This window comes from Mangrovicoccus sp. HB161399, from assembly GCF_013184745.1.
In the GTDB taxonomy this organism is placed as follows: domain Bacteria; phylum Pseudomonadota; class Alphaproteobacteria; order Rhodobacterales; family Rhodobacteraceae; genus Mangrovicoccus.
This window is the reverse complement of record NZ_JAATVU010000082.1, coordinates 1-22,492: the sequence shown is the minus strand read 5'-3', so window position 1 is coordinate 22,492 and position 22,492 is coordinate 1. Positions and strand designations below refer to the sequence as shown.

At 69.0% G+C, this 22,492-nt stretch carries 23 protein-coding genes and 1 riboswitch; of the genes, 9 read left to right on the top strand and 14 right to left on the bottom strand.

Features of this window, described 5'->3' with window-relative positions; all coding sequences use genetic code 11:
• Window positions 1-395 precede the first annotated feature (395 nt).
• Entirely contained in the window at window positions 396-1,655 is a 1,260-nt protein-coding gene (locus tag HCC78_RS27215; protein WP_172331923.1) for a DUF2254 domain-containing protein, read from the top strand.
• Between the two features lie 3 nt (window positions 1,656-1,658).
• Here the strand turns inward: HCC78_RS27215 and HCC78_RS27210 are convergent, their stop codons facing one another.
• On the bottom strand, window positions 1,659-2,909 hold the full coding sequence (locus tag HCC78_RS27210; RefSeq protein ID WP_172331922.1) for a D-amino acid dehydrogenase: 1,251 nt from the start codon (window positions 2,907-2,909) through the stop codon (window positions 1,659-1,661).
• 141 nt (window positions 2,910-3,050) lie between these two features.
• A riboswitch (glycine riboswitch) is annotated at window positions 3,051-3,138 on the bottom strand.
• Between the two features lie 112 nt (window positions 3,139-3,250).
• A complete protein-coding gene (locus HCC78_RS27205) occupies window positions 3,251-4,504 on the bottom strand; it encodes a DNA polymerase IV (protein WP_172331921.1) in 1,254 nt (417 codons plus the stop codon).
• Here HCC78_RS27205 and HCC78_RS27200 point away from each other — a divergent pair, their 5' ends adjacent.
• Window positions 4,505-4,966 carry an NUDIX domain-containing protein gene (locus tag HCC78_RS27200; RefSeq protein ID WP_172331920.1) on the top strand — a complete coding sequence of 154 codons (462 nt, stop codon included), beginning with the start codon at window positions 4,505-4,507 and terminating at the stop codon, window positions 4,964-4,966.
• Here HCC78_RS27200 and HCC78_RS27195 read toward each other — a convergent pair.
• Window positions 4,949-5,290 (bottom strand): multidrug efflux SMR transporter, encoded by a 342-nt coding sequence (locus tag HCC78_RS27195; RefSeq protein ID WP_172331919.1) that lies wholly within the window; start codon window positions 5,288-5,290, stop codon window positions 4,949-4,951. The genes HCC78_RS27200 and HCC78_RS27195 overlap by 18 nt on opposite strands.
• 10 nt (window positions 5,291-5,300) lie before the next feature.
• Window positions 5,301-5,699 carry a helix-turn-helix domain-containing protein gene (locus HCC78_RS27190; RefSeq protein ID WP_172331918.1) on the bottom strand — a complete coding sequence of 133 codons (399 nt, stop codon included), beginning with the start codon at window positions 5,697-5,699 and terminating at the stop codon, window positions 5,301-5,303.
• An 84-nt stretch (window positions 5,700-5,783) separates the two neighbouring features.
• Here HCC78_RS27190 and HCC78_RS27185 point away from each other — a divergent pair, with 84 nt between their 5' ends.
• The gene (locus HCC78_RS27185; protein ID WP_172331917.1) at window positions 5,784-6,629 is read left to right on the top strand and encodes an SDR family oxidoreductase; all 846 of its coding nucleotides are present in this window, start codon (window positions 5,784-5,786) and stop codon (window positions 6,627-6,629) included.
• Window positions 6,630-6,683: 54 nt separating this feature from the next.
• Window positions 6,684-7,034, top strand: coding sequence for a YigZ family protein (locus HCC78_RS27180; protein ID WP_172331916.1), 351 nt, complete (start codon window positions 6,684-6,686; stop codon window positions 7,032-7,034).
• Between the two features lies 1 nt (window position 7,035).
• Here the strand turns inward: HCC78_RS27180 and cysK are convergent, their stop codons facing one another.
• From cysK to HCC78_RS27165, 3 genes are all read right to left on the bottom strand, one after another.
• Window positions 7,036-8,112, bottom strand: coding sequence for a cysteine synthase A (cysK, locus tag HCC78_RS27175; RefSeq protein ID WP_172331915.1), 1,077 nt, complete (start codon window positions 8,110-8,112; stop codon window positions 7,036-7,038).
• A 120-nt stretch (window positions 8,113-8,232) separates the two neighbouring features.
• Window positions 8,233-8,994: an ABC transporter permease gene (locus HCC78_RS27170; RefSeq protein WP_172331914.1), complete on the bottom strand. Its 762-nt coding sequence runs from the start codon at window positions 8,992-8,994 to the stop codon at window positions 8,233-8,235.
• Window positions 8,991-9,914, bottom strand: coding sequence for an ABC transporter ATP-binding protein (locus HCC78_RS27165; RefSeq protein ID WP_172331913.1), 924 nt, complete (start codon window positions 9,912-9,914; stop codon window positions 8,991-8,993). Before HCC78_RS27165 ends, HCC78_RS27170 begins: the two co-directional genes overlap by 4 nt.
• Window positions 9,915-10,102: 188 nt before the next feature.
• On the opposite strand from HCC78_RS27165, the gene HCC78_RS27160 reads away from it, so the two are divergent.
• On the top strand, window positions 10,103-10,915 hold the full coding sequence (locus tag HCC78_RS27160; RefSeq protein ID WP_172331912.1) for a class I SAM-dependent methyltransferase: 813 nt from the start codon (window positions 10,103-10,105) through the stop codon (window positions 10,913-10,915).
• Here the strand turns inward: HCC78_RS27160 and HCC78_RS27155 are convergent.
• The 4 genes from HCC78_RS27155 to HCC78_RS27140 are packed head-to-tail and all read right to left on the bottom strand — an operon-like array spanning window position 10,909 to window position 15,077.
• Window positions 10,909-11,403, bottom strand: coding sequence for a hypothetical protein (locus tag HCC78_RS27155; protein ID WP_172331911.1), 495 nt, complete (start codon window positions 11,401-11,403; stop codon window positions 10,909-10,911). The two genes, HCC78_RS27160 and HCC78_RS27155, sit on opposite strands and share 7 nt — an antisense overlap.
• Window positions 11,404-11,463: 60 nt before the next feature.
• Window positions 11,464-12,624 (bottom strand): DNA recombination protein RmuC, encoded by a 1,161-nt coding sequence (locus HCC78_RS27150; protein WP_172331910.1) that lies wholly within the window; start codon window positions 12,622-12,624, stop codon window positions 11,464-11,466.
• On the bottom strand, window positions 12,621-14,498 hold the full coding sequence (mutL, locus tag HCC78_RS27145) for a DNA mismatch repair endonuclease MutL (RefSeq protein ID WP_172331909.1): 1,878 nt from the start codon (window positions 14,496-14,498) through the stop codon (window positions 12,621-12,623). Before mutL ends, HCC78_RS27150 begins: the two co-directional genes overlap by 4 nt.
• A 51-nt stretch (window positions 14,499-14,549) precedes the next feature.
• A complete protein-coding gene (locus HCC78_RS27140) occupies window positions 14,550-15,077 on the bottom strand; it encodes an acyl-CoA thioesterase (protein WP_172331908.1) in 528 nt (175 codons plus the stop codon).
• Between the two features lie 139 nt (window positions 15,078-15,216).
• Between HCC78_RS27140 and HCC78_RS27135 the strand changes: the two genes are divergently transcribed.
• The 4 genes from HCC78_RS27135 (at window position 15,217) to HCC78_RS27120 (ending at window position 19,495) form a co-directional block, all read left to right on the top strand.
• Complete coding sequence (locus tag HCC78_RS27135; RefSeq protein WP_172331907.1) at window positions 15,217-15,510, top strand: YggT family protein; 294 nt, start codon at window positions 15,217-15,219, stop codon at window positions 15,508-15,510.
• 127 nt (window positions 15,511-15,637) lie between these two features.
• Complete coding sequence (locus tag HCC78_RS27130; RefSeq protein WP_172331906.1) at window positions 15,638-16,204, top strand: hypothetical protein; 567 nt, start codon at window positions 15,638-15,640, stop codon at window positions 16,202-16,204.
• An 85-nt stretch (window positions 16,205-16,289) separates the two neighbouring features.
• On the top strand, window positions 16,290-18,314 hold the full coding sequence (locus HCC78_RS27125; protein WP_172331905.1) for an NADPH-dependent 2,4-dienoyl-CoA reductase: 2,025 nt from the start codon (window positions 16,290-16,292) through the stop codon (window positions 18,312-18,314).
• 263 nt (window positions 18,315-18,577) lie between these two features.
• Window positions 18,578-19,495, top strand: coding sequence for a LysR family transcriptional regulator (locus tag HCC78_RS27120; RefSeq protein ID WP_172331904.1), 918 nt, complete (start codon window positions 18,578-18,580; stop codon window positions 19,493-19,495).
• A 5-nt stretch (window positions 19,496-19,500) separates the two neighbouring features.
• On the opposite strand, the gene HCC78_RS27115 is transcribed toward HCC78_RS27120, so the two are convergent.
• From HCC78_RS27115 to HCC78_RS27105, 3 genes are read right to left on the bottom strand one after another with little or no spacing between them, the layout of a single operon-like run.
• Window positions 19,501-20,436: an OmpA family protein gene (locus tag HCC78_RS27115; protein ID WP_172331903.1), complete on the bottom strand. Its 936-nt coding sequence runs from the start codon at window positions 20,434-20,436 to the stop codon at window positions 19,501-19,503.
• Complete coding sequence (locus tag HCC78_RS27110; RefSeq protein WP_371743943.1) at window positions 20,433-21,161, bottom strand: GNAT family N-acetyltransferase; 729 nt, start codon at window positions 21,159-21,161, stop codon at window positions 20,433-20,435. The genes HCC78_RS27115 and HCC78_RS27110 overlap by 4 nt, the downstream gene beginning before the upstream one ends.
• Window positions 21,158-21,892 carry a molybdopterin-binding protein gene (locus tag HCC78_RS27105; RefSeq protein ID WP_172331902.1) on the bottom strand — a complete coding sequence of 245 codons (735 nt, stop codon included), beginning with the start codon at window positions 21,890-21,892 and terminating at the stop codon, window positions 21,158-21,160. The genes HCC78_RS27110 and HCC78_RS27105 overlap by 4 nt, the downstream gene beginning before the upstream one ends.
• Window positions 21,893-22,492: the final 600 nt, after the last annotated feature.

Genomic DNA, 22,492 nt, shown 5'->3' with positions numbered 1-22,492 from the left:
GATACGACAGATGCCCGAAGGTGTTCTTCTCAGCTATCGCCCTCGCGGCAGTCGTTATCTACTGGCTGTGAAACTCAATGTGTCCAGAGCCTAGCCAGCACCAGAAACATCACAATGACAGAAGCCAAAAGCTCCGGATTAGTTCCCCGGCACTGCTGGATCGAGGCTTCCTGATTTCCTGCGCCTTGCATGAAGCGGTGCAACAGGCAGGGGCGGTTGCCCGGAGGCCATGGTGCCCGAGCTGCGCATTTTCCGGCCAACCGAGCCAAGGGCGACGAATCGTGCGCGCACGGCGAAACCCCGATCCGTCCGGAGCCCAGCGGAAATCGCCGCCCGGATCGGGAACCGGATGCCCCCATGCGCAGTTGGTCCGGAAAAACCGGTTCCGGGGACACATGACCAAATTGCTGCCCGCGCTCCTGCGCAAGCTCCTGATCGACCTGCGCTACAGCTACTGGTTCGTGCCCTCCGCCATGGCGCTGCTGGCGCTCGGCGCCGCCGCGCTATGCGAATGGCTCGACCGCCAGGGCGTCACCGGCTGGATGCCGCATGTGCTGTTCGAAACCGATGCCAGCGCCGCAAGGTCGGTTCTGGGCGTGATCGCGCAATCCGCGCTCGGCGCCGCGGGCGTTATGTTCTCGATGACCATGGTCGCGGTCAGCTTCGCCTCGTCGAATTTCGGGCCCCGCCTCATCGGCAATTTCATGCAGGACCGCGGCGTGCAGGTGTCGCTCGGCGTGCTGCTCTCCACCTTCGTCTTCTCGCTGACCATCCTGCGCGGCGTGCAGGACGGCGAGAACGGCTTTGCCTGGCTGCCTGCGCTGTCGCTCTCGGTCTCGCTGGGGCTGGCCTTCGTCTCGGTCGGGGTGCTGATCTATTTCGTCCACCACATCCCCGAGATCATCTCGCTGGAGAACGTTTCGGCCGCGCTCGGACGGCGGCTCTTGGAGGCGATCGATACCCTTCCCGAGGCCGGGCCGGGCGCCGCGCCCTGCCCCGCCGGGCGGACCGAGACGGTGTCGCTCGAGGTCAACGGATACCTGCAGGCGCTGGACACGGACGGGCTGAGGACGCTCGCGAAGGAAAAGGGCTGGGCGCTGCGGCTGGACTGCGGGCCAGGCGATTTCGTCGGGCCGCATGTGCCGGTGGCCACCGTCGGCAGCGCGGACAAGCTGACGGAAGCGGAAATCGGCAAGCTGCGCGCCTGCTTCGCCACCGGGACCGGACGGACCGAGGCGCAGAATCCCCTGTTCATCGCGCAGCAGCTGCTCGAGGTGCTGGCCCGTGCGCTGTCGCCCGGCGTGAACGACCCGGTGACGGCGATGAACTGCCTGAACTGGCTGCATGCCGCGCTGCACCTGCTGGCCGCGCGCGGCCCGGTCGATCCCGCGAATGCGGAGGGCCTCTGCGATCCCGAGCGGCTGCTGGGCTTCACCACCGTGCTGGACGTGGCCCATACCGACAGCCGTCCCTATGTCGCGGGCGACCCGATGGTCACGCGCCACGCGCACAGGCTGCTGTCCAGTCTGAGGGACTCATTGGCGCCGGGACCGCGCCGCGCGGCGGTCGACCGCCAGATCGCGGCGCTGGTCAGCGAGGCGCAGGCGCTGCGCCCCGAGAACGGCGAGGTCGAGGATCTCTCCCCGACCGGCTGAGGCTCACTCGGCGGCGAGCTTCTGCATGGAATGGACCGACGGGCGCTCCATCTCGTAGGCACTGGCGACGACATCGCCGACAGTCGCCGCGGTGACGCCCGACAGGGTCCAGCCCAGGTGGCCGTGGCCAGTGTTGTAGAAGACGCGCGGATGCTTGCCGCGGCCGACGCGGGGCATCATGTTCGGCATCATCGGGCGCAGGCCCGCCCAGGGCACGCAGCGTTCGGTGGAGACATCGGGGAAGTACATCTCCACCCATTTCTCCAGCGGCTTGATCCGGTCGGCGCGGATGTCGCGGTTCTCGCCGTTGAACTCGGCGGTGCCCGCCACGCGGAAGCGGTCCCGGCCCAGGCGCGAGGTCACGATCTTGGCCGCATCGTCGAGGATCGAGACCCAGGGCGCGCCCTGCTGGCTCTTCTCGTCGTCGAGCTGCACGGTGATCGAGTAGCCCTTCACCGGATAGATGTTCACCCGGTCGCCGAAGCCCTGCGCCAGCTTGCGCGAGCCGACCCCGGCCGAGACGACAACGCCGTCGAAGCGCAGCTTCTCGGTGCCGAGCTGGATGAGCACGCCGTCATCCTCGGCCTTCGCCTCGACGATCTCGCGGCCCATCTCGAAATGCACGCCCTCGCCCTTCAGCCACTGGGCCAGGCCGAACGTGTACTTGTGGATGTCGCCGGTCGTGTCGCTCTCGGTCATGTAGCCGCCGACCACGTCGGTGCGCAGCTGCGGAACCGCGGCCAGGACCTCGGCCGGGCTCAGCTCGCGGCGCTCGAGGCCGGCAGCCTTGTAGAGCTCGTTGGTCTTGCGCGCGGCGGCCATGTCCTTTTCCTTGCGGTAGAAATGGACGATGCCGGCCGGCTCGTGGTTGAAGTCGATCCCGGCGCGCTCGGCCATCTCGACGAAGACGCCGCGGGCGGCCTGCGCCATGCGGGCGGTCTCGATCGTGTTGGCCTTGTAATGCGGGATGTTGGCGAGGAATTCGCCCATCCAGGAAATCTTGTGCCAGCTCGGCTTCGGGTTCACCAGGAGCGGCGCATCCGATTTGAGCATCCATTTCAGGCCTTTGAACACCGTGGCCCAGGAATTCCAGACCTCGCCGTTGGAGGCGGAGAGCTGGCCGCCATTGGCAAAGGAGGTTTCCATCCCGGCATAGCGCTGCCGGTCGATGACGGTGACTTCGAAGCCACGGTCGTGAAGCTGGAATGCGGTGGTGATGCCGGTGATACCGGCGCCCAGAACGGCAATATGCATAGTCACAGGTCCTCAGGGTTCGCGCAGCCTGCGGCCGACGCCTAAACCCCCTCCGTATGGGACCTGAGAGATTCACCCGCGCCGGACCATCCGGACATGGGCTTGCTCCTTCGGTGGGCGCGTGCCGCTCTTCGGAGTTCTGACCCCCAGCCGGTCCGTTTGCCTGAGAGTTTTCGGGGCGATTGCTCCTTCGGCGGCGGATCGCTCCGCGCTCTCCCGGCTGGGCTATGACCCTGTGTATAGCCTGATTTGCGACATCTGCCAAATTTTTTGCGACACGTTTCCGTTCGCAGACCGCGGAAATTTCACGCATGCGCGGCATTGCATGTGCAGAAAGCCGCTCAGCGCAGGCTTCGGCCCTTCTGGATGGCCGCAGAGCCGAAGCGCGCGCGGATCGCGTCGGTCGCGCGCTCTGCCGCGGCGCGCCTGACCGAATCCGGGTCGAGCAGGTCGCCGCTCAGATCCGCGCGCTCGGCAGGCACGATTTCCGAAATGCCGACGCCCAGCAGCCGCCAGGGGCCGGGCTCCCGCACCTGGTCGAAGAGCTCCCGTGCGGCACGGTAGATCACGTCGGCCATCTGGGTCGGCTCGCGCAGCGCGTGGCGGCGGGTAATCAGCGAGAAATCGGCGCGCTTGAGCTTCAGCACCACCACCCGGCCCGCCCTGTCCTGCGCCTTGGCGCGGTCGGCGACCTTTTCGGACATGCGCCACAGATGGCCGTCCATGACGTCCCGGTCGCCGGTATCCTCGTGGAAGGTCGTCTCGTTGGAGATCGACTTCACCGGTGCGTTGCGCGTGACCCTGCGGGCATCCTGGCCGCGCGCCAGGTGCCACAGCCGGTCGCCCATTGTGCCGAAGCGGGAAATCAGCTCCTTCTGCTCCCAGCGCCGCAGGTCGCCGATGGTGCGGATGCCGACGGCATGCAGCGCCGCCTGCCCCGCCTGTCCGACGCCCCAGATCATCCCCACCGGCTTGTCGCGCAGGAAATCCGCCGTCTCCGCCCGGCCGATCACGGCAAAGCCCTTCGGCTTATCGAGGTCGCTGGCGATCTTGGCGAGGAACTTGTTGTGCGACAGCCCGATCGAGCCCGAGACTCCGATCTCGGTCTCCATCCGCTTCACCAGCCGCGCCAGCATCACCGCGGGCGGCGCGCCGTGCAGCCGCGCCGTTCCGGTCAGGTCGAGGAACGCCTCGTCCAGCGACAGCGGCTCGATCGCCGGGGTCAGCTCCTCCATCAGCGCGCGGATCTGGCGGGAAACCTCCACATAGACAGACATCCGCCCCTTCACCACCACCGCGTCGGGGCAGAGCTTCAGCGCCTGGAACATCGGCATGGCCGAGCGGACGCCCCGGATCCGGGCAATGTAGCAGGCCGTCGAGACCACGCCGCGCTTGCCCCCGCCGACAATCAGCGGGCGGTCGCGCAATTCCGGAAAATCCCGCTTCTCGACACTGGCGTAAAAGGCATCGCAATCCATATGGGCGATGGAGAGATCCCAGAGCTCGTTATGCGCAACGATGCGCGGCCCCCGGCAGGACGGGCAGCGGGAACCGGTCTCGAACGAAGTGAGGCAGTCGCGGCAGAGGGCAGGCATATGTTCAGTATAATCCGTGCAGCGGGTTCGGAACAGGAGGCGCGCGAGTCATTTGCCGGCGCCAAGGTGGCGCTGTTCATCGGCGGGCTGCTGCTGGTCTACCTGCGCGACGACCTTCCCTCGATCCCGTTTCCCGACCAGTGGGATTTCCCCGGCGGCGGCCGCGAAGGCAACGAGACGCCGGAGGAGACCGTGCTGCGCGAGACCCGCGAGGAGTTCGGCCTGGATCTCGATCCCGGCGAGCTGCACCACGCGATCGCCCATCGCAGCCATGAACAGGGCTGGCTCAACTGGTTCTTCGCCGCCCATCTGCCGGCCGGGGCCGAGGCCGACATCCGCTTCGGCGAGGAGGGACAGTTCTGGCGGCTGATCGAGCCCGAGGCCTATATGCAGAACCCGCGCCGGATCCCGCATCTGGCCGCCCTGCTGGAGGACTATCTCGGCTCAATGCCCGACGGATGAAAACGCCTGCATGACGACGCAGCCCGCCACGATCAGCGCGATGCCGATCACCGCCGCCGCGTCGAGCCGCTGGCCGTAGAGCACGAGGCCGAGAATAGCCGTCAAGGTGATGCCGACCCCGCTCCAGACCGCATAGGCGACGCCCAGCGGCAGCACGCGCAGCGCCACCGTCAGGAAGTAGAGCGCGGCGCCGATGCCGCAGATGACGGCAAGCGAGGGCCAGAGCCGGGTGAATTCCTGCGTTCTGGGCAGGGTCGACGTCGCCGCGATCTCGCACAGGATCGCGATCAGCAGGGCCCCGTAGGCCGTCAGCGTGGGGGACATTGGGGCTCCGTCAGCTCAGGTCCGAATCTGTGCCCGAGATACGCGGAAGATTGTCCTCGATCCAGCCGGTCAGCGCCTCCAGATGCGCCGCCGCCTCGCGCCCCAGCGGCGTCAGGCTGTATTCGACATGCGGCGGCACGGTGTCCAGCGCATGGCGGTGCACCAGCCGGTCGCCCTCCAGGTCCTTCAGCGTCTGCGCCAGCATCCGTTCGCTGATCCCGCCGATCCGGCGCCGCAGCGCGCTGAAACGGTGGGTGTCCTCGGCCAGCGCCACCATGACCAGCACGCCCCAGCGGCTGGTCATGTGGCTGAGGATCGCCCGGCTGGGACAGGCTGCAGCCATCACGTCGCCGCGGTCGTGGCGCTCCAGCAGCGATGTGCGCGGGGGGGCGGTGTCCTGTGCATCCATGAGGGGTGCTTACCTTTTCGTGCGTACTTACGGAAAGTTCGTATAGCGGATAGATTGGCGCCAGACAACGAAAAGGAGAATGTCATGATTGCCGTGACAGCCGCCACCGGCCAACTGGGCCGCATTCTGGTCGCCAAGCTGAAGGAAAAGGGTGCCACCGACCTGCTGGCTCTGGTCCGCAGCCCGGCGAAGGCCGCCGATCTGGGCATTCCCGCGAAAGCCTTCGACTATGACGCCCCCGACGCATCTGCGCTTGCGGGCGTCGACACGCTGATGCTGATCTCGGGCAGCGAGATAGGCCAGCGCGAACGCCAGCACAAGGCGGTGATCGCCGCCGCCAAGGAGGCCGGCGTCGGCCACATCGTCTATACCAGCCTGCTGCACGCCGGCACCTCGACGCTCAGCCTTGCGCCCGAGCATGTCGCCACCGAAGCGGCGCTGAAGGACAGCGGCATCGCGTTCACGATCCTGCGCAACGGCTGGTACACCGAGAACTACCTGGCCTCGGTTCCCTCCGCGCTCCAGCACGGCGCCTTCGCCGGCGCAGCGGGCGACGGCCGGATTTCCTCGGCCACCCGCGAGGATTACGCCGAAGCGGCGGCGGCGGTGCTGACCGGCGGAGGCCATGAAGGCAAGACCTACGAGCTTTCGGGCGACGCCAGCTACACGCTGGCCGATCTGGCAGCGGCGCTGTCGGCGCAGGCGGGCAAGCAGATCCCCTACGCGGACATGTCCGTGGAGGACTATGCCGGCGTGCTGGAGGGCGCGGGATTCCCGGCGCCGGTCGCGGCCGCCTATGCCGGCTTCGACGGCGAGGCCGCCAAGGGCGCGCTCTTCGATGACGGCCACACCCTGTCGACCCTGATCCACCGCCCGACCACCTCGCTGGCCGATGCGCTGAAGGCGGCGCTGGCGCCGGTCGCGGCCTGAACGCGGCATCAAACCGGTTGCCCCGCCCGCCGGGCGGGGCTACCCCCTGCCCCCATGCTGGTGCTCGACAACATCCTGACCGACCGGGGCTCGAAATACGCGGTCTCCGGCGGCCCCTGCCGCTCCGACGCGGAGGCGCAGGCCTTCCTGAAGGAACTCAAGCGGAAGAAGAAATTCGCCAAGGCCACCCACAACACCTGGGCCTGGCTCGGCGGGGACGGGCCGGTGAAGAACGACGACGGCGAAAGCGGCGCCGGCATGGTGATCGTCCGCATGCTCGAACGCGAGGGGCTGCGCGACCACATCGTGGTGGTCACGCGCTGGTACGGCGGCAAGCATCTGGGCGGCGACCGCTTCCGCCACGTCCAGACGGCCGTGCGGGCCTATCTGGACGCGTTGGGCTAGGTCATTCCGCCGCCATCTGGCCGTAGGGCGTCGAGAAGGAGATCGCCTCCTCCTGTTCCGTCATACCCTCGGCAATCCCCTCGAAGAGCGGCGTGGAGAGATAGCGCTCGCCGGTATCGGGCAGCATGACCAGCATGACCGACCCCGCCGGCGCAGTCTTCGCCAGCTGCATCGCCACGGCGAAGGTCGCCCCGCCGGAAATCCCGGTGAAGATCCCTTCCTCCGCCGCCAGCCGCCGCGACCAGGCGATGGAATCCGGCCCGGTCACCGGCAGCAGTTCGTCGTAATATCCGCCATCGATCGCCTCCTGCAGCACCCAGGGGATGAAATCCGGGGTCCATCCCTGGATCGGATGCGGGTTGAAATCGGGATGGCCCTCGGTCGGCTGGTGCGCGGCATTGCGGGTGTTGACGTAGCCCGAGCCGACGATCGCGGCATTGGCGGGCTCCGACAGGATGATCCTGGTCTCCGGCCGCTTCTCCTTCAGCACCCGCGCGACGCCGGTCACCGTGCCGCCGGTGCCGTAGCCCGAGACGAAATAGTCCAGCCGCTCGCCCTCGAAATCGCCGAGGATCTCCTGCGCGGTGGTCGTCTCGTGGATGTCGGCATTGTCCTTGGTCTCGAATTGCGAGGCCAGGAACCAGCCATTCGCCTCTGCCAGCTCCTTGGCCTTGGAATACATGCCGTAGCCCTTCAGCGCCTTCGGCGTCAGCACCACCTTGGCACCGAGGAAGCGCATGAGCTTGCGCCGCTCCACCGAGAAACTCTCGGCCATGGTCACGACCAGCGGATAGCCCTTGGCGGCGCAGACCATGGCAAGGCCGATGCCGGTATTGCCCGAGGTCGCTTCGACCACGGTCTGGCCCGGGCTCAGGCGGCCCTCGCGCTCTGCGGCCTCGATGATGTTCAGCGCCAGGCGGTCCTTGACCGAACCGCCCGGGTTGAAGGCCTCGAACTTGACGTAGACGGTGACGCCCTCCGGCGCGATCCGGTTGATGCGGATCACCGGCGTGTCGCCGACAGCCTCCAGAACGCTGTCATAGCGCTTGCCGCGCCCCTGTGTCTGGCGGATTCCCATCGCTTGCCCTCCTGTCTTGTCCCGGCGCGCCAACGCTACTCCGGTTCGGCACGGATCCCCAGCAGGAAACGTGCCGCCCGCCCTCTCCCCCGCGGGGGGAGAGGGCCGGGGTGAGGGGGGTCACTGCCGGATGCGCCAGCCGGTCTGGAAGATGCGCCAGATCACCAGCAAGCAGAGCGCGGTGAAGGCGCCGATCGCAAGCAGGCTCAGCCCGACCGGCACCTCGGCCGTGCCGAAGAACGCCCAGCGGAAGCCCGAGACCAGGTAGACCACCGGGTTGAACAGGCTGATCGTGTGCCAGATGCCCGGAAGCAGCGAGACCGAGTAGAAGCTGCCGCCCAGGAAGACCAGCGGCGTGATCACGAGAAGCGGCACCAGCTGAAGCTGCTCGAAATTCTCCGCCCAGATGCCGATGATGAAGCCCAGGAGCGAGAAGCTGATGCAGGTCAGCAGCAGGAACGCCGCCGCCATCAGCGGATGGCGGATGTCCAGCTCGACGAAGAAGGTCGAGGTCAGCAGGATGATCGAGCCGATCAGGAGCGCCTTGGTCGCCGCCGCCCCGGCATAGGCGATGACGATCTCCAGGAAGCTCACCGGCGCGGATAGCTGCTCGTAGATCGTGCCCATGAATTTCGGGAAATAGATGCCGAAGCTGCCGTTCGACACCGACTGGGTCATCACCGACAGCATCACCAGCCCCGGCACGATGAAGGCGCCGTAGGGAATGCCGTCCATCTCGTCGATGTTGCGGCCGATCGCGGCGCCGAAGACGACGAAATAGAGCGAGGTGGAGATCACCGGCGAGATCAGGCTCTGCACCAGCGAGCGGAAGAACCGGCTCATCTCGAAGAGATACATGGTCCAGATGGCGGTCGGGCTCATGCCTGCTCCTTCACGAGATCGACGAAGATGTCCTCGAGGCTGGATTGCCGGGTCTCCAGGTCGCGCATCGACAGCCCGGCCTCCTGCAGGTCCGAAAGGAGCCGGGTGATCCCGGTGCCGTCGGACTTGGTGTCGTAGGAATAGATCAGCGTGCGGCCGCCGTTGCACAGCTCCAGCCCGTAATCCCCCAGCGATGCCGGGACCGCGGCGACCGGCTCGCGCAGGTGCACGCTGAGGTTCTTGCGCCCCATCCGCGCCATCAGCGAGGCCTTGTCCTCGACCAGCAGGATGCGCCCGCCGTTGATCACGCCGATCCGGTCGGCGATGGCCTCGGCCTCCTCGATGTAATGCGTGGTCAGGATGATGGTCACGCCCTGCTTCTTCAGTTCGGCCACCACGTTCCACATGTCGCGGCGCAGCTCGACATCCACGCCCGCGGTCGGCTCGTCGAGGAACAGCACCCGCGGTTCATGGGCCAGCGCCTTGGCGATCAGCACGCGGCGCTTCATGCCGCCCGACAGCTCGCGCATCCGCGACTTGCGCTTCTCCCACAGCGACAGCTGGCGCAGCACCTGCTCCACCTTGTCCGGGTCCCGGCGCATCCCGAACAGCCCGCGCGAGAAGGCGACGGCAGGCCCCACCGGCGCGAAGGGCTCCAAGTTCAGCTCCTGCGGCACCAGCCCGATCAGGCGGCGCGCGTTGCGGTAGTCGGAAACGACGTCATGGCCGCCGACGAGGATCCGCCCCGAGCTCGGCCGGGTGATGCCGCAGATCGACGAGATCAGCGTGGTCTTGCCCGCGCCGTTCGGCCCCAGCAGCGCGAGGATCTCGCCCTCCTCGATATCGAGGCTGACGCCCTTCAGCGCCTCGAAACCGGAGGCATAGGTCTTCTTGACGTCCTGGACGGAGACGATCGGCATGCAGGGCTCCCTTTCGGCGCGGAACGTAGTTGGCAGGGGCCGGAAAGCCAAGGCTCGGGATCGGTGCGCAGGCTGCGGGCGGGGACGCAGCTGGCGAACACCCTTCCGCCCGCGTCCCGGCGCGCGCGGGAAACGGCCCGGACCGTGCTATCCTGCAGGGGTGGAGTCGAACGACTCGGGAGGAAGAAATGACGGTTCAGGAGAAAGATGCCGCCGCCGGACAGGTCAGCCGGGGCGCCGCCGAAATCTACGAGGATGTCTTCGTGCCCGCCCTGTTCGGGCAGTTCGGGCCGATGCTGGCCGAGGCCGCCGGAATCCGGGCCGGAATGCAGGTGCTCGACGTGGCCACCGGCACCGGGGTCGCGGCGCGGGCGGCGGCCGCGCGCGGCGCGGCGGTGACCGCCACCGACATCAACGAGGGCATGCTGGCCGTCGCCCGGCCGCTGGCCCCCGGCGTCGCCTTCCGCCGGGCGGACGCCGAAGCGCTGCCCTTTCCGGACGAGGCCTTCGACGCGGTGACCTGCCAGTTCGGCCTGATGTTCTTCGGCGACCGCGCCGCGGCGCTGCGGGAAATGGCCCGCGTCACCCGCCCCGGCGGCCATGTCGCCGTCGCGGTGTTCGACAGCTGGCCGAAATCGCCGGGCTACTGCGACCTGATCCCCCTGGTCGGCGAGATCGTCGGGCCGGCCGGGGCCGAGGCGCTGAAGGCGCCGTTCTGCCTGGGCGACAGGACCCGGATCGCCGCCCTCTTCGCCGCGGCCGGCCTGCACGACCCGCAGATCACCCTGCGCACCGGCGAGGTCCGGCACCCGTCGATGGCGGCCTGGCTGGATACCGAGATCGGCGGCTGGACGCTGGCGGAAATGGTCGACGACGGGATGATGGACCGGCTGCGCAGCGCGGCGCCGGAGCCGCTCGGACATTACCTCAATGCCGACGGATCGGTCTCCTTCGCGACCCGGGCGATCTTCGCGGTCGCCCGGGCACGAAAGGATCAGTAGCCGCCGAAGGAATGGTGGTACTGGATGCCCAGCCGCTCGGCCTCGGAACGGAATCCGCCGTCCGGACCGGCGCGGTGGTCGATCGCGACCGAGACCGCATCGCCCGAGTCCAGGCGCACGCCCAGCCCCAGCCGGGTGCGCAGCGCCAGGTCGTCCTTGGTGTTCACCCCGTCGGTGAAATCGTAGTAGCCGGGCATCACGCTGCCTTCGGCGAACCAGGACCCGCCCAGCGGCACCTCGGCGGTGAACCCGGCGCCGACCCAGAGTTCGTCGATGCCGTCCGCGACCGCGCCCGCCCCGGCGCGGAGCTCGACGCCGCCCAGATCGGCGAGGGTGTTGGACCGGATGTCCGCCGAGACGCTGAGATCGCGGTCATCGCGCGATTCCTGCGGGTTGCTCTGGCCGATGCCGAAGACCGCCTCGGCGGCAAGGACGGGGGATGCGAGAAGGAGGCCCGCTAGGACCGGGAGTGCCGGAAGGATCCGCATGATGGTTCTGCCTGCATTTTTTTATGGGTGACTGCAGGACGCAAGATAGCGCCCCCGCGGTCACTCCGCCAGAGGCAGGCCGGCGGCAGCCTTGATCGGCGGCTCCGCGCCCGGCGCGATCTCCTCGAAGTCGAAATTGTCGAGCCGCTGCGCCCGCCGCCCGGCCTTCTCGGCGCTGATCTTGATGTCGGCGATGTCCTTCGCGGCCTGGCCGAAATGCCGGTCGAGATTGCCGACCCGGTCGCCCAGCCGGTCCACGTCCTTCGCCAGAAGCGCCAGCTCGCGCCGCACATGCCCGGCCTGCTCGCGCATCCGCACGTCCTTCAGCACGGCGCGCATGGTGTTCAGCGTCGCCATGCAGGTGGTCGGCGAGACCGTCCAGACCCGCAGCGCGAATCCCTCGCGGATCAGCTCGGGAAAGCTGGCATGCAGCTCGGCATAGACCGCCTCGGAGGGCAGGAACATCAGAGCGCCGTCGGCGGTCTCGCCCTCGATCACGTATTTCTCGGCGATCGCGCGCAGGTGGCTGCGCACGGCGGTGCGCATGTCGCGGGCCGCCTCGGCCAGGGCGCGCTCGTCCCTGGCGTTGCGCAGCTTCTCGTAGGCTTCCAGCGGGAATTTCGAGTCGATGACGATCGGCCCCGGCGGGTTCGGCAGGTGGATCAGGCAATCCGCCCGCCGCCCGTTCGACAGCGTCGCCTGCATCGTGTAGCTGTCCGAGGGCAGCGCCTTCTGCACGATGTCGTTGAGCTGGATCTCGCCGAAGGCGCCGCGGGTCTGCTTGTTCGCCAGGATGTCCTGCAGCCCCAGCACGTCGCCCGAAAGCTTCTCGATATTCGCCTGCGCCTTGTCGATGGCCTGCAGCCGCTGCTGCAGCTCGCCCAAGGAGCGCGCGGTCCGCGTCGCCTGGCCGTGCAGCGTGTCGCCCATCGACTTGGTGACCTCTTCCAGCCGCCGCTCCATGGTGGCGAGCATCGCCGACTGCGCCGCCGCCTGCGCCTCGGCGACATGGGTCAGCCCGCCGGCCAGCCGCTGCTGCGCCTCGCCCAGCCCCTGCACGCGGTTGCCCACCGCCTGCATCGACTGGGCCAGCGCCTCGGACTGGCGCGCGGCCCGCGACGACGCCCGGATCGACAGCAGGAGAAGAAGGAGCAGCACCGCCGCCCCCGCCAGCCAGAGCCGCGGATCGGCCGGATCGATGGGCAGGTCCGCAGCGGTCATGTGCGCCCGAAGAGCCGCTCGATGTCCTGGAGACGCAGCTTCACATAGGTCGGCCGCCCGTGGTTGCACTGGCCCGAGAGCGGCGTCGCCTCCATCTTGCGCAGGAGCGCGTTCATCTCCTGCGGCTGCATCTGGCGGCCGGAGCGCACCGAGCCGTGGCAGGCCATGCGCGACAGCACCGCGTCGATCCGCGCCTTCAGCGCGTCGCCGCCGGTGCCTTCGAGCTCGTCCCAGATGTCGCGCAGCAGCCCGGCAGCATCGACATGGCCAAGGATCGCGGGCGTTTCGCGCACTGCCACCGTGTCGGGCCCGAAGGGCTCGAGCGACAGCCCCGCCCCCGCCAGCTCGTCGGCGATCTCCAGCAGTGCCTCGGCGCCGCCGGCGGGCAGCGTGACGATCTCGGGGATCAGGAGCGCCTGGGCAGGCACGGACCGCGTCGCGGCCTGTTCCTTCAGCTCCTCGTAGACCAGCCGCTCATGCGCGGCATGCTGGTCGACAATCACCATGCCGTCGGGCGTCTGGGCGATGATGTAGTTCTCGTGCAGCTGCGCGCGCGCGGCGCCGAGCGGATGGTTCTGCGGCGCGGGCCCATCCCCGTCGACAGGCGCAGCCTGTTCGAACCGGGCGGAGGGTTCGCCGAACCCGGCCATCGGCTGCGGCGCCGGGAGTTCGTCCATGACCGGCGACGGCGCGGGCGCTTGGGCGGCATAGGCGGCGCGCAGGCTGCCCTGCGAGGGGCGGTCCATCTGGTAGATGCGCGGCGCGCCGGTGGCCGTCGGCTCCTCGGCACGGAAGGCGCCCAGCATCGCGCCGGACACGGTGGAGGAGGCGCGGTGCCCTCCGCCTGCCAGCGCATGGCGCAGCGCGGAGACGATCAGCCCGCGCACCGTGCCGGAATCGCGGAACCGGACCTCTGCCTTGGCGGGATGGACGTTGACGTCGACCTCCACGGGGTCGAGATCCACGAAGAGCACCGCGGCCGGGTAGCGGCCCGAGGGCAGCACGTCCATGTAGGCGGCGCGAAGCGCGCCGGAGAGCAGCTTGTCCCGCACCGGGCGGCCGTTGACGAAGAGGTACTGTGCCTGCGACGAGCCGCGCGCATAGGTGGGCAGCGCGGCATAGCCGGTCAGGCGGACGCCCTCGCGCTCGGCATCGACCGGGATCGCGTTGGCGGTGAACTCGGCGCCGAGCAGGCGGGTCAGGCGGCCATGCAGCGCGTCGAACAGGTCGCCGGCCTCCGCGTCGAGCCTCAGCACCGTCCGGCTGTCGCCGTCGCGGCTTTCCCTCAGGGTGAAGGCAACGGCGGGTTCGGCCATGGCAAGGCGGCGGACGGTGTCGGCGATGGCCTGCGCCTCGGCGCGGTCGGTGCGCAGGAATTTCAGCCGGGCCGGCGTCGCATAGAAGAGGTCGCGCAGCTCCACCACGGTGCCGCGGTTCAGCGCCGCCGGCCGGACCGGGCCGAGCGCCCCGCCCTCGACCGAGATGGCGGCGGCCTCGGCGCCCTGCGGGCGGCTGGTGACGGACAGGCGGCCGACCGCGCCCAGCGAGGGCAGCGCCTCGCCGCGGAAGCCGAAGCTGTGGATGTTCAGCAGGTCGGTGCCGTCGATCTTGGAGGTCGCGTGGCGCGCCATCGCCAGCGGCAGGTCGGCGGCGGCGATGCCATGGCCGTCATCGGTGACCCGGATCAGCGTCTTGCCGCCATCGGCATAGTCGATCTCGATCCGGCCGGCGCCGGCATCGAGCGCGTTCTCCGCCAGTTCCTTGACGGCAGAGGCGGGGCGTTCCACCACCTCGCCCGCGGCGATGCGGTTGATCGCCGCCTCGTCGAGCTGGCGGATCGGAGCAGGGCTGATATTGCGGTCATGCGCGTTCATTCCACAAGGGATAGCACGCGTTCCGGGATGTTCCAAGCGAGTCGGGGACGGCTACCGCGGCGGCCAGGGGCGCAGCGACTCGGCCTCGATCCAGGCCTGCACCCACTCGGGCGCCACCGGCTTGCGTCCGCCATAGCCCATCCCGTCCAGCACCCGGTCGGTCGGCACGATGCCGTCGGGATTTGTCACCGCGATCCGCGCGAGGATCTGCGAGGCGCACTCGCCCTTCCGCCACATCGACTGGTCGAGATAGAAGAAGCGGGCATCCCAGGCCACGAGGCGCACGCGCGACTCCACTTTCTGGAAGACCCGCACCCGGCGGCGGTAGCGCACCGAGAGCCCCGCGACGGTCATGCCCCAGCCCTCGGCCTTCAGCGTGTCCCACAGGCCGCTGCGCCGCGCATGGACCACGCGGGCGACGTCGTAGAGCGTCAGGGTGCGGCCGTTGTTGAGTTCGAGGAAGATGTCGAGATCCCACGGCCAGATGCGGTGGGCCGTGCTGTGGGTCTCCAGCGGCGAGAGCGGCGGCGCCTTGCGGTGGAGCCACAGATCGACTCCCATTCGGACAAACGGATACATGGCACCCCTCTTTTCGCCTGCCCGCAAGGGAGCGGCGCGCTGCGGCCGCGTCAAGCTGGACATGGCGTCCGTTCTTGTTCTTTTTACCTTGAATGCCTAGGTGCTGGGCAAAGCGTCATTCCCGAGGAGAACACGTCCCATGATCATGATCCTGCAGCTCGTCGACCTGATCCTCAGCGTCGTCTTCTTCATCATGATCGTGCACATCATTATGAGCTGGCTGATCAATTTCAACGTGCTGAACCTGAGCCAGCCGCTGGTCTACCAGATCTGGGACGGGCTGAACCGGCTGCTCGAGCCGCTCTATGCGCCGGTGCGGCGGATCCTGCCGAATACCGGGGCGCTGGACCTGGCGCCGCTGGTGGTGTTCATCGCGATCATCGCAATCCGCGACATCATCATCCCGGGCATCGCCCGCAGCTTCATGATGTGATGGACCGGCCCGGCCCGGAGAGCAGGACAAGGCCCGACCCGGCCGCCGCCGCGCCCGGAGGCCGGACCGGCGGCGGTCGGGCCATCCTGCTCAGGCCGGCATTGCGCCCCGTGGCAGGCCCGGCGGCATGACAGCGCCGCTGCCCGGCCCCGGCGCCTTCCGGCAGCCGCGCAGGGTGCTGGAGCATCTGCCCTCTCCCTGGAACCATCCGCTGCCGGCGGGACCTCTGCAGGGGCGCTTCGCCCCCGGCACCGCGCTGTACCATGGCGGCGGCGCGGCGGCTCCGGTTCTGGAGGCCCTCGGCACCGGGCTGGCCCTGCGGGCCGGGGAGGCCGCGCCGGGCTATGTCTCGCTGGCGCTGGACCTGCCCGGGGAGATGGCGGCCGATCTCGGGCCCGCGCACGACCTGCGCGTCCGGCTGGACCTTGCCGCCCTCGACGGCCCGATGCCGGGCGCGGCCCATCTGCGCCTGTCGATCCGCGATGCCGGCGATCCCTGGCAGGTGACCGTGCCGATCTCCGCCGCCCCCGGCCCGCAGGAGATCGCGCTGGGTCCCGGTCCGTCCGCTCCGCCGCCGCTCAGGGGCCTGCCCCGCCGCGCCTGGGTCGATCTCGTCTTCTCCGGCCTCTCCCGCGGCAGCGCTGCCGCGATCCCCGCCCTCGCAATCCGCCGCACCCCAGCCCCAGTCCTTTGACCGCGTCCCGTGACGCCGCGTTCCCGCCACGGGCTCTGGACAGCCCGGCCCGGCCGCGCTTTCCCTGTCCCTCAGGAGGACCGCCATGACCGCTTACCCGCATCTTCTGCGCCCGCTCGACCTGGGCCATGTCACGCTGCCGAACCGGGCGCTGATGGGCTCCATGCATACCGGGCTGGAAGAGACCGGCGACTGGGCGCGGGTCGGCACCTTCTATGCGGCGCGGGCCGAGGGCGGGGCCGCGCTGATGGTCACCGGCGGCCTGGCGCCCAATCCAGAGGGCGCGGTGCTGCCCGGGGCGGCCGGGCTGATGTCGGCGGAGGACGTCGCGCACCACCGCCAGGTCACCGAGCGGGTGCATGGCGCGGGCGGGCTGATCGCGGCGCAGATCCTGCATGCCGGGCGCTACGCCTATTCGCCGGACGCGGTGGCACCTTCGGCGATCCGCTCGCCGATCTCGCCCCACCGCCCGCGGGAGCTGGACGAAGCCGGCATCGAAAAGCAGGTCGCCGACATCGCCGCTGCCGCGGCACGGGCGCGCGAAGCGGGCTATGACGGCGTCGAGATCATGGGGTCGGAGGGCTATTTCCTCAACCAGTTCCTGGTCCGGCACACCAACCGGCGCGAGGACGGCTGGGGCGGCAGCTACGAGAACCGGATGCGTCTCCCGCTGGATGTCGTGCGCCGCGTCCGCTGGGCGGTCGGGCCGGATTTCATCGTGATCTTCCGCCTGTCGATGATCGACCTGGTGCCGGACGGCTCCAGCTGGGACGAGGTCGTCACCCTGGCGCGCGCGGCGGAGGCGGCAGGCGCCTCGATCCTGAATACCGGCATCGGCTGGCACGAGGCCCGGATCCCCACCATCGCCACTTCCGTGCCGCGCCGCGCCTTTGCCTGGGTGACCAAGCGGCTGATGGGAGAGGTCGGCATTCCCGTCGTCACCTCGAACCGGATCAACACGCCGGAGATCGCCGAGGAGGTGCTGGCCGAGGGCTGCGCCGACATGGTGTCGATGGCGCGCCCCTTCCTCGCCGATCCGGACTTCGTCGCCAAGGCCGCCCGCGGCGAGGCCCGCCGGATCGCGCCCTGCATCGCCTGCAACCAGGCCTGCCTGGACCACACTTTCTCGATGAAGCTGACCAGCTGCCTCGTCAATCCGCGCGCCTGCCACGAAACCGTCCTGGCGGCGCCTCCCGCCGCCGCGGCGAAAACGGTGGCGGTGGTCGGCGCGGGCCCGGCCGGCCTCGCCGCAGCGCTGGAGGCGGACCGGCGCGGCCATGCGGTGACGCTGTTCGAGGCGGAGCCCGAGATCGGCGGGCAGCTGCGGCTGGCCGCGCGCATCCCCGGCAAGGAGGAATTCCGCGGCCTGCTCGACTGGTACGCAACCGAGCTGGCGGCCTCGGGCGTGGCCCTCAGGCTGGGCCGCAGCGCCGCGGAAGAGGACCTCCCGGAGTTCGACGAGCTGGTCATCGCCACCGGCGTCCGCCCGCGCGATCCCGGCATTCCCGGGACCGGGCTGCCGCAGGCGGTGGACTATGCGGAGCTGCTGTCGGGCGCGGTCGAGCCCGGGCAGCGGGTCGCGGTGATCGGCGGCGGCGGCATCGGCTTCGACGTGGCCGAATTCCTGGCCCATGCGCCGGGCGACCGACCCTCGCAGGACCCGGAGGCCTGGCGGCGCGAATGGGGTGTCGGCGATCCGCTGCAGGACCGCGGCGGGCTGCGGCCCGGAGGCGCGCAGCCCGCGCCCGCGCCGCGCGAAATCACGATGTTCCAGCGCCGCCCCGGGAAGTTCGGCGCAACGCTGGGAAAGACAACCGGCTGGATCCACCGCAGCAGCCTGCGCGCCAGGGGCGTGAAGATGGAGGCCGGGGTGGAGTACCTGGGAATCAGCCCCGAGGGGCTGCGATACGCCAAGTCTGGAGAAGTCCGGACCTATCCGGCGGACCAGATCGTGGTCTGCGCCGGGCAGGATCCGGTGGACTCCCTGGCACGGTTGGCGGAAATCCGCCCAGAGGGACGGACCCACTTGGTCGGCGGCGCGCTCTCCGCAAAGGGAATCGATGCGAAGCGGGCTATCTTGCAGGCTGTACGCGTTGCACTCAAAATTTGATCATCCTGTCTGCTTTCCTTTCACTTCTTAAGAATTATATCCGTTTTTGATGCAGAAGCGGGGGAACGGCGAAGAAATGAAAAGATTGCCATCACATAAATACTGTTCATATATTATGGAAAATTCCGGTCTTGGCGGAAATGTGTTAACCAGACCAATGGCCGATACTTGGAGTTTGAGTACGATTATGCGATGAATTTATTCGAATTGTACAGAATTACTGCGTAATCACATCTGCGCAGTCATGAAGCTCGGAGTGCTGTATGGACAGATTGTCTGAAATGGAAGCCTTTGCCGCGGTCGTAGACCAAGGCGGTTTCACCGGTGCCGCCCAGAAGCTGGGGATATCGAAATCCGCAGTCTCCAAGCACGTCTCGTCCCTCGAGAGCCGCCTAGGCGCGCGCCTGCTCAACCGGACGACGCGCAGGGTCAACCCGACCGATATCGGACTGGTCTATTACGACCGAGCCCGGAGCGTTCTGAATGCCGCGCTGCAGGCCGACGCCGCCGTGCAGGGCATGCAGGCCGAACCGACCGGCACGCTGCAGATCCTCGCGCCCTCCGATTACGGTGCCTGCGTTCTTGCGCCGATGGTTGCCCGCTACCTGGAAGAGAACCCCGGCGTCGACGTGAACCTGGTTCTGGGCCACGACCTCGCCGAAGCGACCCGCAGCGACATCGACCTGTCGATCAGCCTCGGCGCGAAACCCGACAGCTCGCTGCGCAGCCACAAGCTCGACACCGTCACCCGCATGCTGGTCGCCAGCCCAGCCTATCTCGACCGCCGCGGCCGCCCGTCCCGGATCGAGGACCTGGCCCAGCACGTGCTGCTGCACCAGCTGGAATCCGGAAACGATCCGGCCTGGACGCTGGTCTCGGCAAGCGGCGAAGCCCGCGTCGTGCGCACCCGCGGCCGCCTGGCGACCAACAGCGGAAGCTGCCTTAAAGACAGCGCGATCGCCGGCATGGGCATCGCCTTCCTTCCCGACTTCCTCGTATCCGAGGCCGTTGCCCGCGGCCAGCTCCAGCACGCCATGCCCGGGCTGCCCGCCCAGACCGCGCCGCTCTTCGTCGCCCATGCGCCCAGCAATGGCAGCCTGCCGCGCGTCCGCAGCTTCGTTCAGTTCCTGCTCGACAGCTATGTCGAAGAGCCGTCCGTTTCGGACCGCGCCATCGCCTGACCCCCTCAATCGAAGGAAATCACCGCTTCGACGCGCCGGTTTTCCCGGCGGCCGTCCTCGGTCGCGTTGCTGGCGCGCGGTGCCAGCGCCCCGGCTCCGGCGGCATCGAGACGTCCGGCAGCCACCCCGAATGTCCTGACCAGCATGTCGCGCACCGCCTCCGCGCGGCGGCGAGACAGGGCCATGTTGCCCGCTGCCGAGCCGCTGGAGTCGCTGTGGCCGACAATGGTGGCGCGGTAGCCGGGATGGAGCTGCAGGTAGGCCGCCAGCGCTGCAAGGCTCTCCGGAGGCTCCGGACCGAGATCCGACTTGCCGCTGGCAAAGCTGACATCGCCGAGCACGGCCACCCCGTCGCGGTCGAACGTGGCCGCCAGCCCGCCCTGCCCCTGCGGGGCTTCCGGGGCCGCAGCGTCCGGAGTTGCGGACGGAAGGCCCTCCGCCGGGGCGACGGAGGCGGGCTGCAGCTCCGTCACCTGCCAGAACACCGCCGAGGACGTGCGGCTGACCACCAGGAGCTTCAGTCCCTGCGCATCGCCGGTGCCGGTCTCGGCGCCGAGCACGTAGAATTCCGCCAGGTCGAGATACATCTCCGGCGGCGGCAGCAGTTCGATCCCGCTGCGGAAATCGAAGCCGCCGCAGGCCTCGGCCGCGCAGCGGAACAAGATGTTCGCACCGCTCCCGCCGATGGCCTCCGCCAGCCCCTCGAAAACCGAAAGCGGCGTCACGCCCGGCCCGACCGGCTGCGACCAGGCGGCCATTTCGCGCCGCCCCTCCACCGCCCGCTGCGGCAGCAAACGCCCGTCGAAGGCGCCGGTCGGCAGGGTGTAGCGCCCGGCAGGGTCCTCGCGGCGGCCGGTTTCCGCCGCGTCCTCCTGCGCCGCCGCCAGCGCAGGCGCAGCGCCCAGCAGGAGCGCCGCCAGCAGGGGCCGGCCCGGCCTCAAGGGAGCACGCGGTAATGGTAGCGCAGCACCGGCTCCATCCCGAGCCCGGCATAGAGCGCCCGCGCCCCGGCATTGCCCTCGGTCACCGCAAGGGCCAGGAAGGCAGCGCCCTGCTCCCCTGCCCATTCCGCCGCCCGCGCCATCAGCCGCGCGCCGTTGCCGCGGCGGCGCAGCTCCGGCCGGATCTCGATCGCATGGATCATCGCCACCTGGCCATGGACCGCGGCAAAGGCCGTCCCGGCCGGCCGGTCCCCGTCCCGTGCCAGCAGCGAGACATGCGGCCCCGCGGTCCGGGACATCACCGCCAGCCGGTCGCGGCCGATCCCGCCCAGGCTCCAGATCTCCTCCTGCACCGCCAGCGGCGGCCAATGCGCGAAGGCGGAAAGCCGCGGCGCGTCGATCCCGGCAAAGGCGGCCAGCGGGGCGGCATAGAGGATCGACGGGTCCTTGATCGCGTAGCCCTCGCCTTCGAGCAGCGCGTCGAGCCCCGGCGTGTCCGGCAGGATCTGGAAGACCGGTGCCTGCCCCCAGGCCTGCATCTGCGCCACCGCCCGCGGCAGCGCCTCGGCCAGGCCCTCGGCGCCCGGCAGGGCGCGCCCGGCAGTCACGCGCTGGCCGCCGCCCGGCGAGCGGCGCAGCCGGAACGGGCCAACGGCATGCTCTTCGGCGGCGGGCCATGTCGCGGCCAGCGCCGCGCGCATCTCCTCCGCGCCGGGCAGGCTCACTTGCCCACCTGCGGCAGCACCTCGCCCAGCCGGGCCATCGCCGCATCGATCCGCGGCCCGTCGGTGCCGCGCACGACAATCTGCGCGCCGAAGGCTCCGTCGCGCTGGAACGGGTAGCTGCCCATCGACAGCTCGGGGAATTCCTGTGCCAGGGCGCCAAGCGGCCCAGCGAGCTCGCCCTCGGGGATGTAGAGCGTCACCGACTGGCTCAGCAGCGGCGCGCCGCCGGTGAGCGTCGGGATGACAGAGGCGACCATCGCCTCGAAGACCGTCGGCACGCCCGCCATCACGTGGACATTGCCGAGCGTGAAGCCCGGCGCGGCCGAGACCGGGTTGTCGATCAGCGCGGCACCGTCGGGGATGCGCGCCATGCGCAGCCGCGCCTCGTTGATCTGGGTGCCGCGATTGGCGTAATGCGTCTCGAGGATCGCGCGGGCGTCGTCCCTCACGTCGATATGCGCGCCGAAGGCGGCGGCGACGGCATCGGCGGTGATGTCGTCATGGGTCGGCCCGATGCCCCCCGAGGTGAAGACATAGGTATGGGCCTCCGACAGCGCCCGGACGGAGGCGGTGATGGTGGCCGCGACATCGGGGACGACGCGGACCTCCATCAGCGGGATATTGTGGCGGGTCAGCGCATTGGCGAGGAAATGCATGTTGGAATCGCGGGTCCGTCCCGAGAGGATCTCGTCCCCGATCACCAGCATCGCCGCCGTGGGATTGTCCGTCATGTCCTGTCCTTTCCGGGAAGAGTCCGCCACATCTAGGCCTTCGCTAGCCCTGTTCCATGCAAGGATCAACTGTGCAGACCTTGGCACGGGCGCCAGCCCGGGCCGCGCCCGACCCTCCCCCCGGGAGGGCGCTTTCGACGTTCCGGCCAGCACCGGTGTCAGGTCCTCTGGCAGCGTCCCGCCAAGCTCCCATGCAGCACCCGCCCTCCCAGGCTCGGGCGCGCCCCTTCGCGCTAGCGTTCAACCGCCGCCAAAACCGTATCGGGCGCAGGCAGATTTGGCACAACCTCCGGGCGCACGAAGTCTGCGTAGCACTGCGATAGAGCGGCAACCGATTCCTTGATGTCCGGTCCAAGAAGAAAGCTCGCACCTGAACCGATCGTTCCGAAGAGCTGTGGCAGGTAGATCGGCGCCAAGGCTCCGGCTGCCGCAGCGGATGCGGGCAGGACGAATTCCCGCAACCAGTCGATTTTGGGATTCTTGGAACCAGCTTCCAGCAAACGGTTCGTATGCGATGTCCCGGCCCCACCTGTTTGTGAGGCGGCGGTTCTGAGATCTCATTTCCAGCGATAGGCAGGGAGTGACTTTCTCAATGAGCGC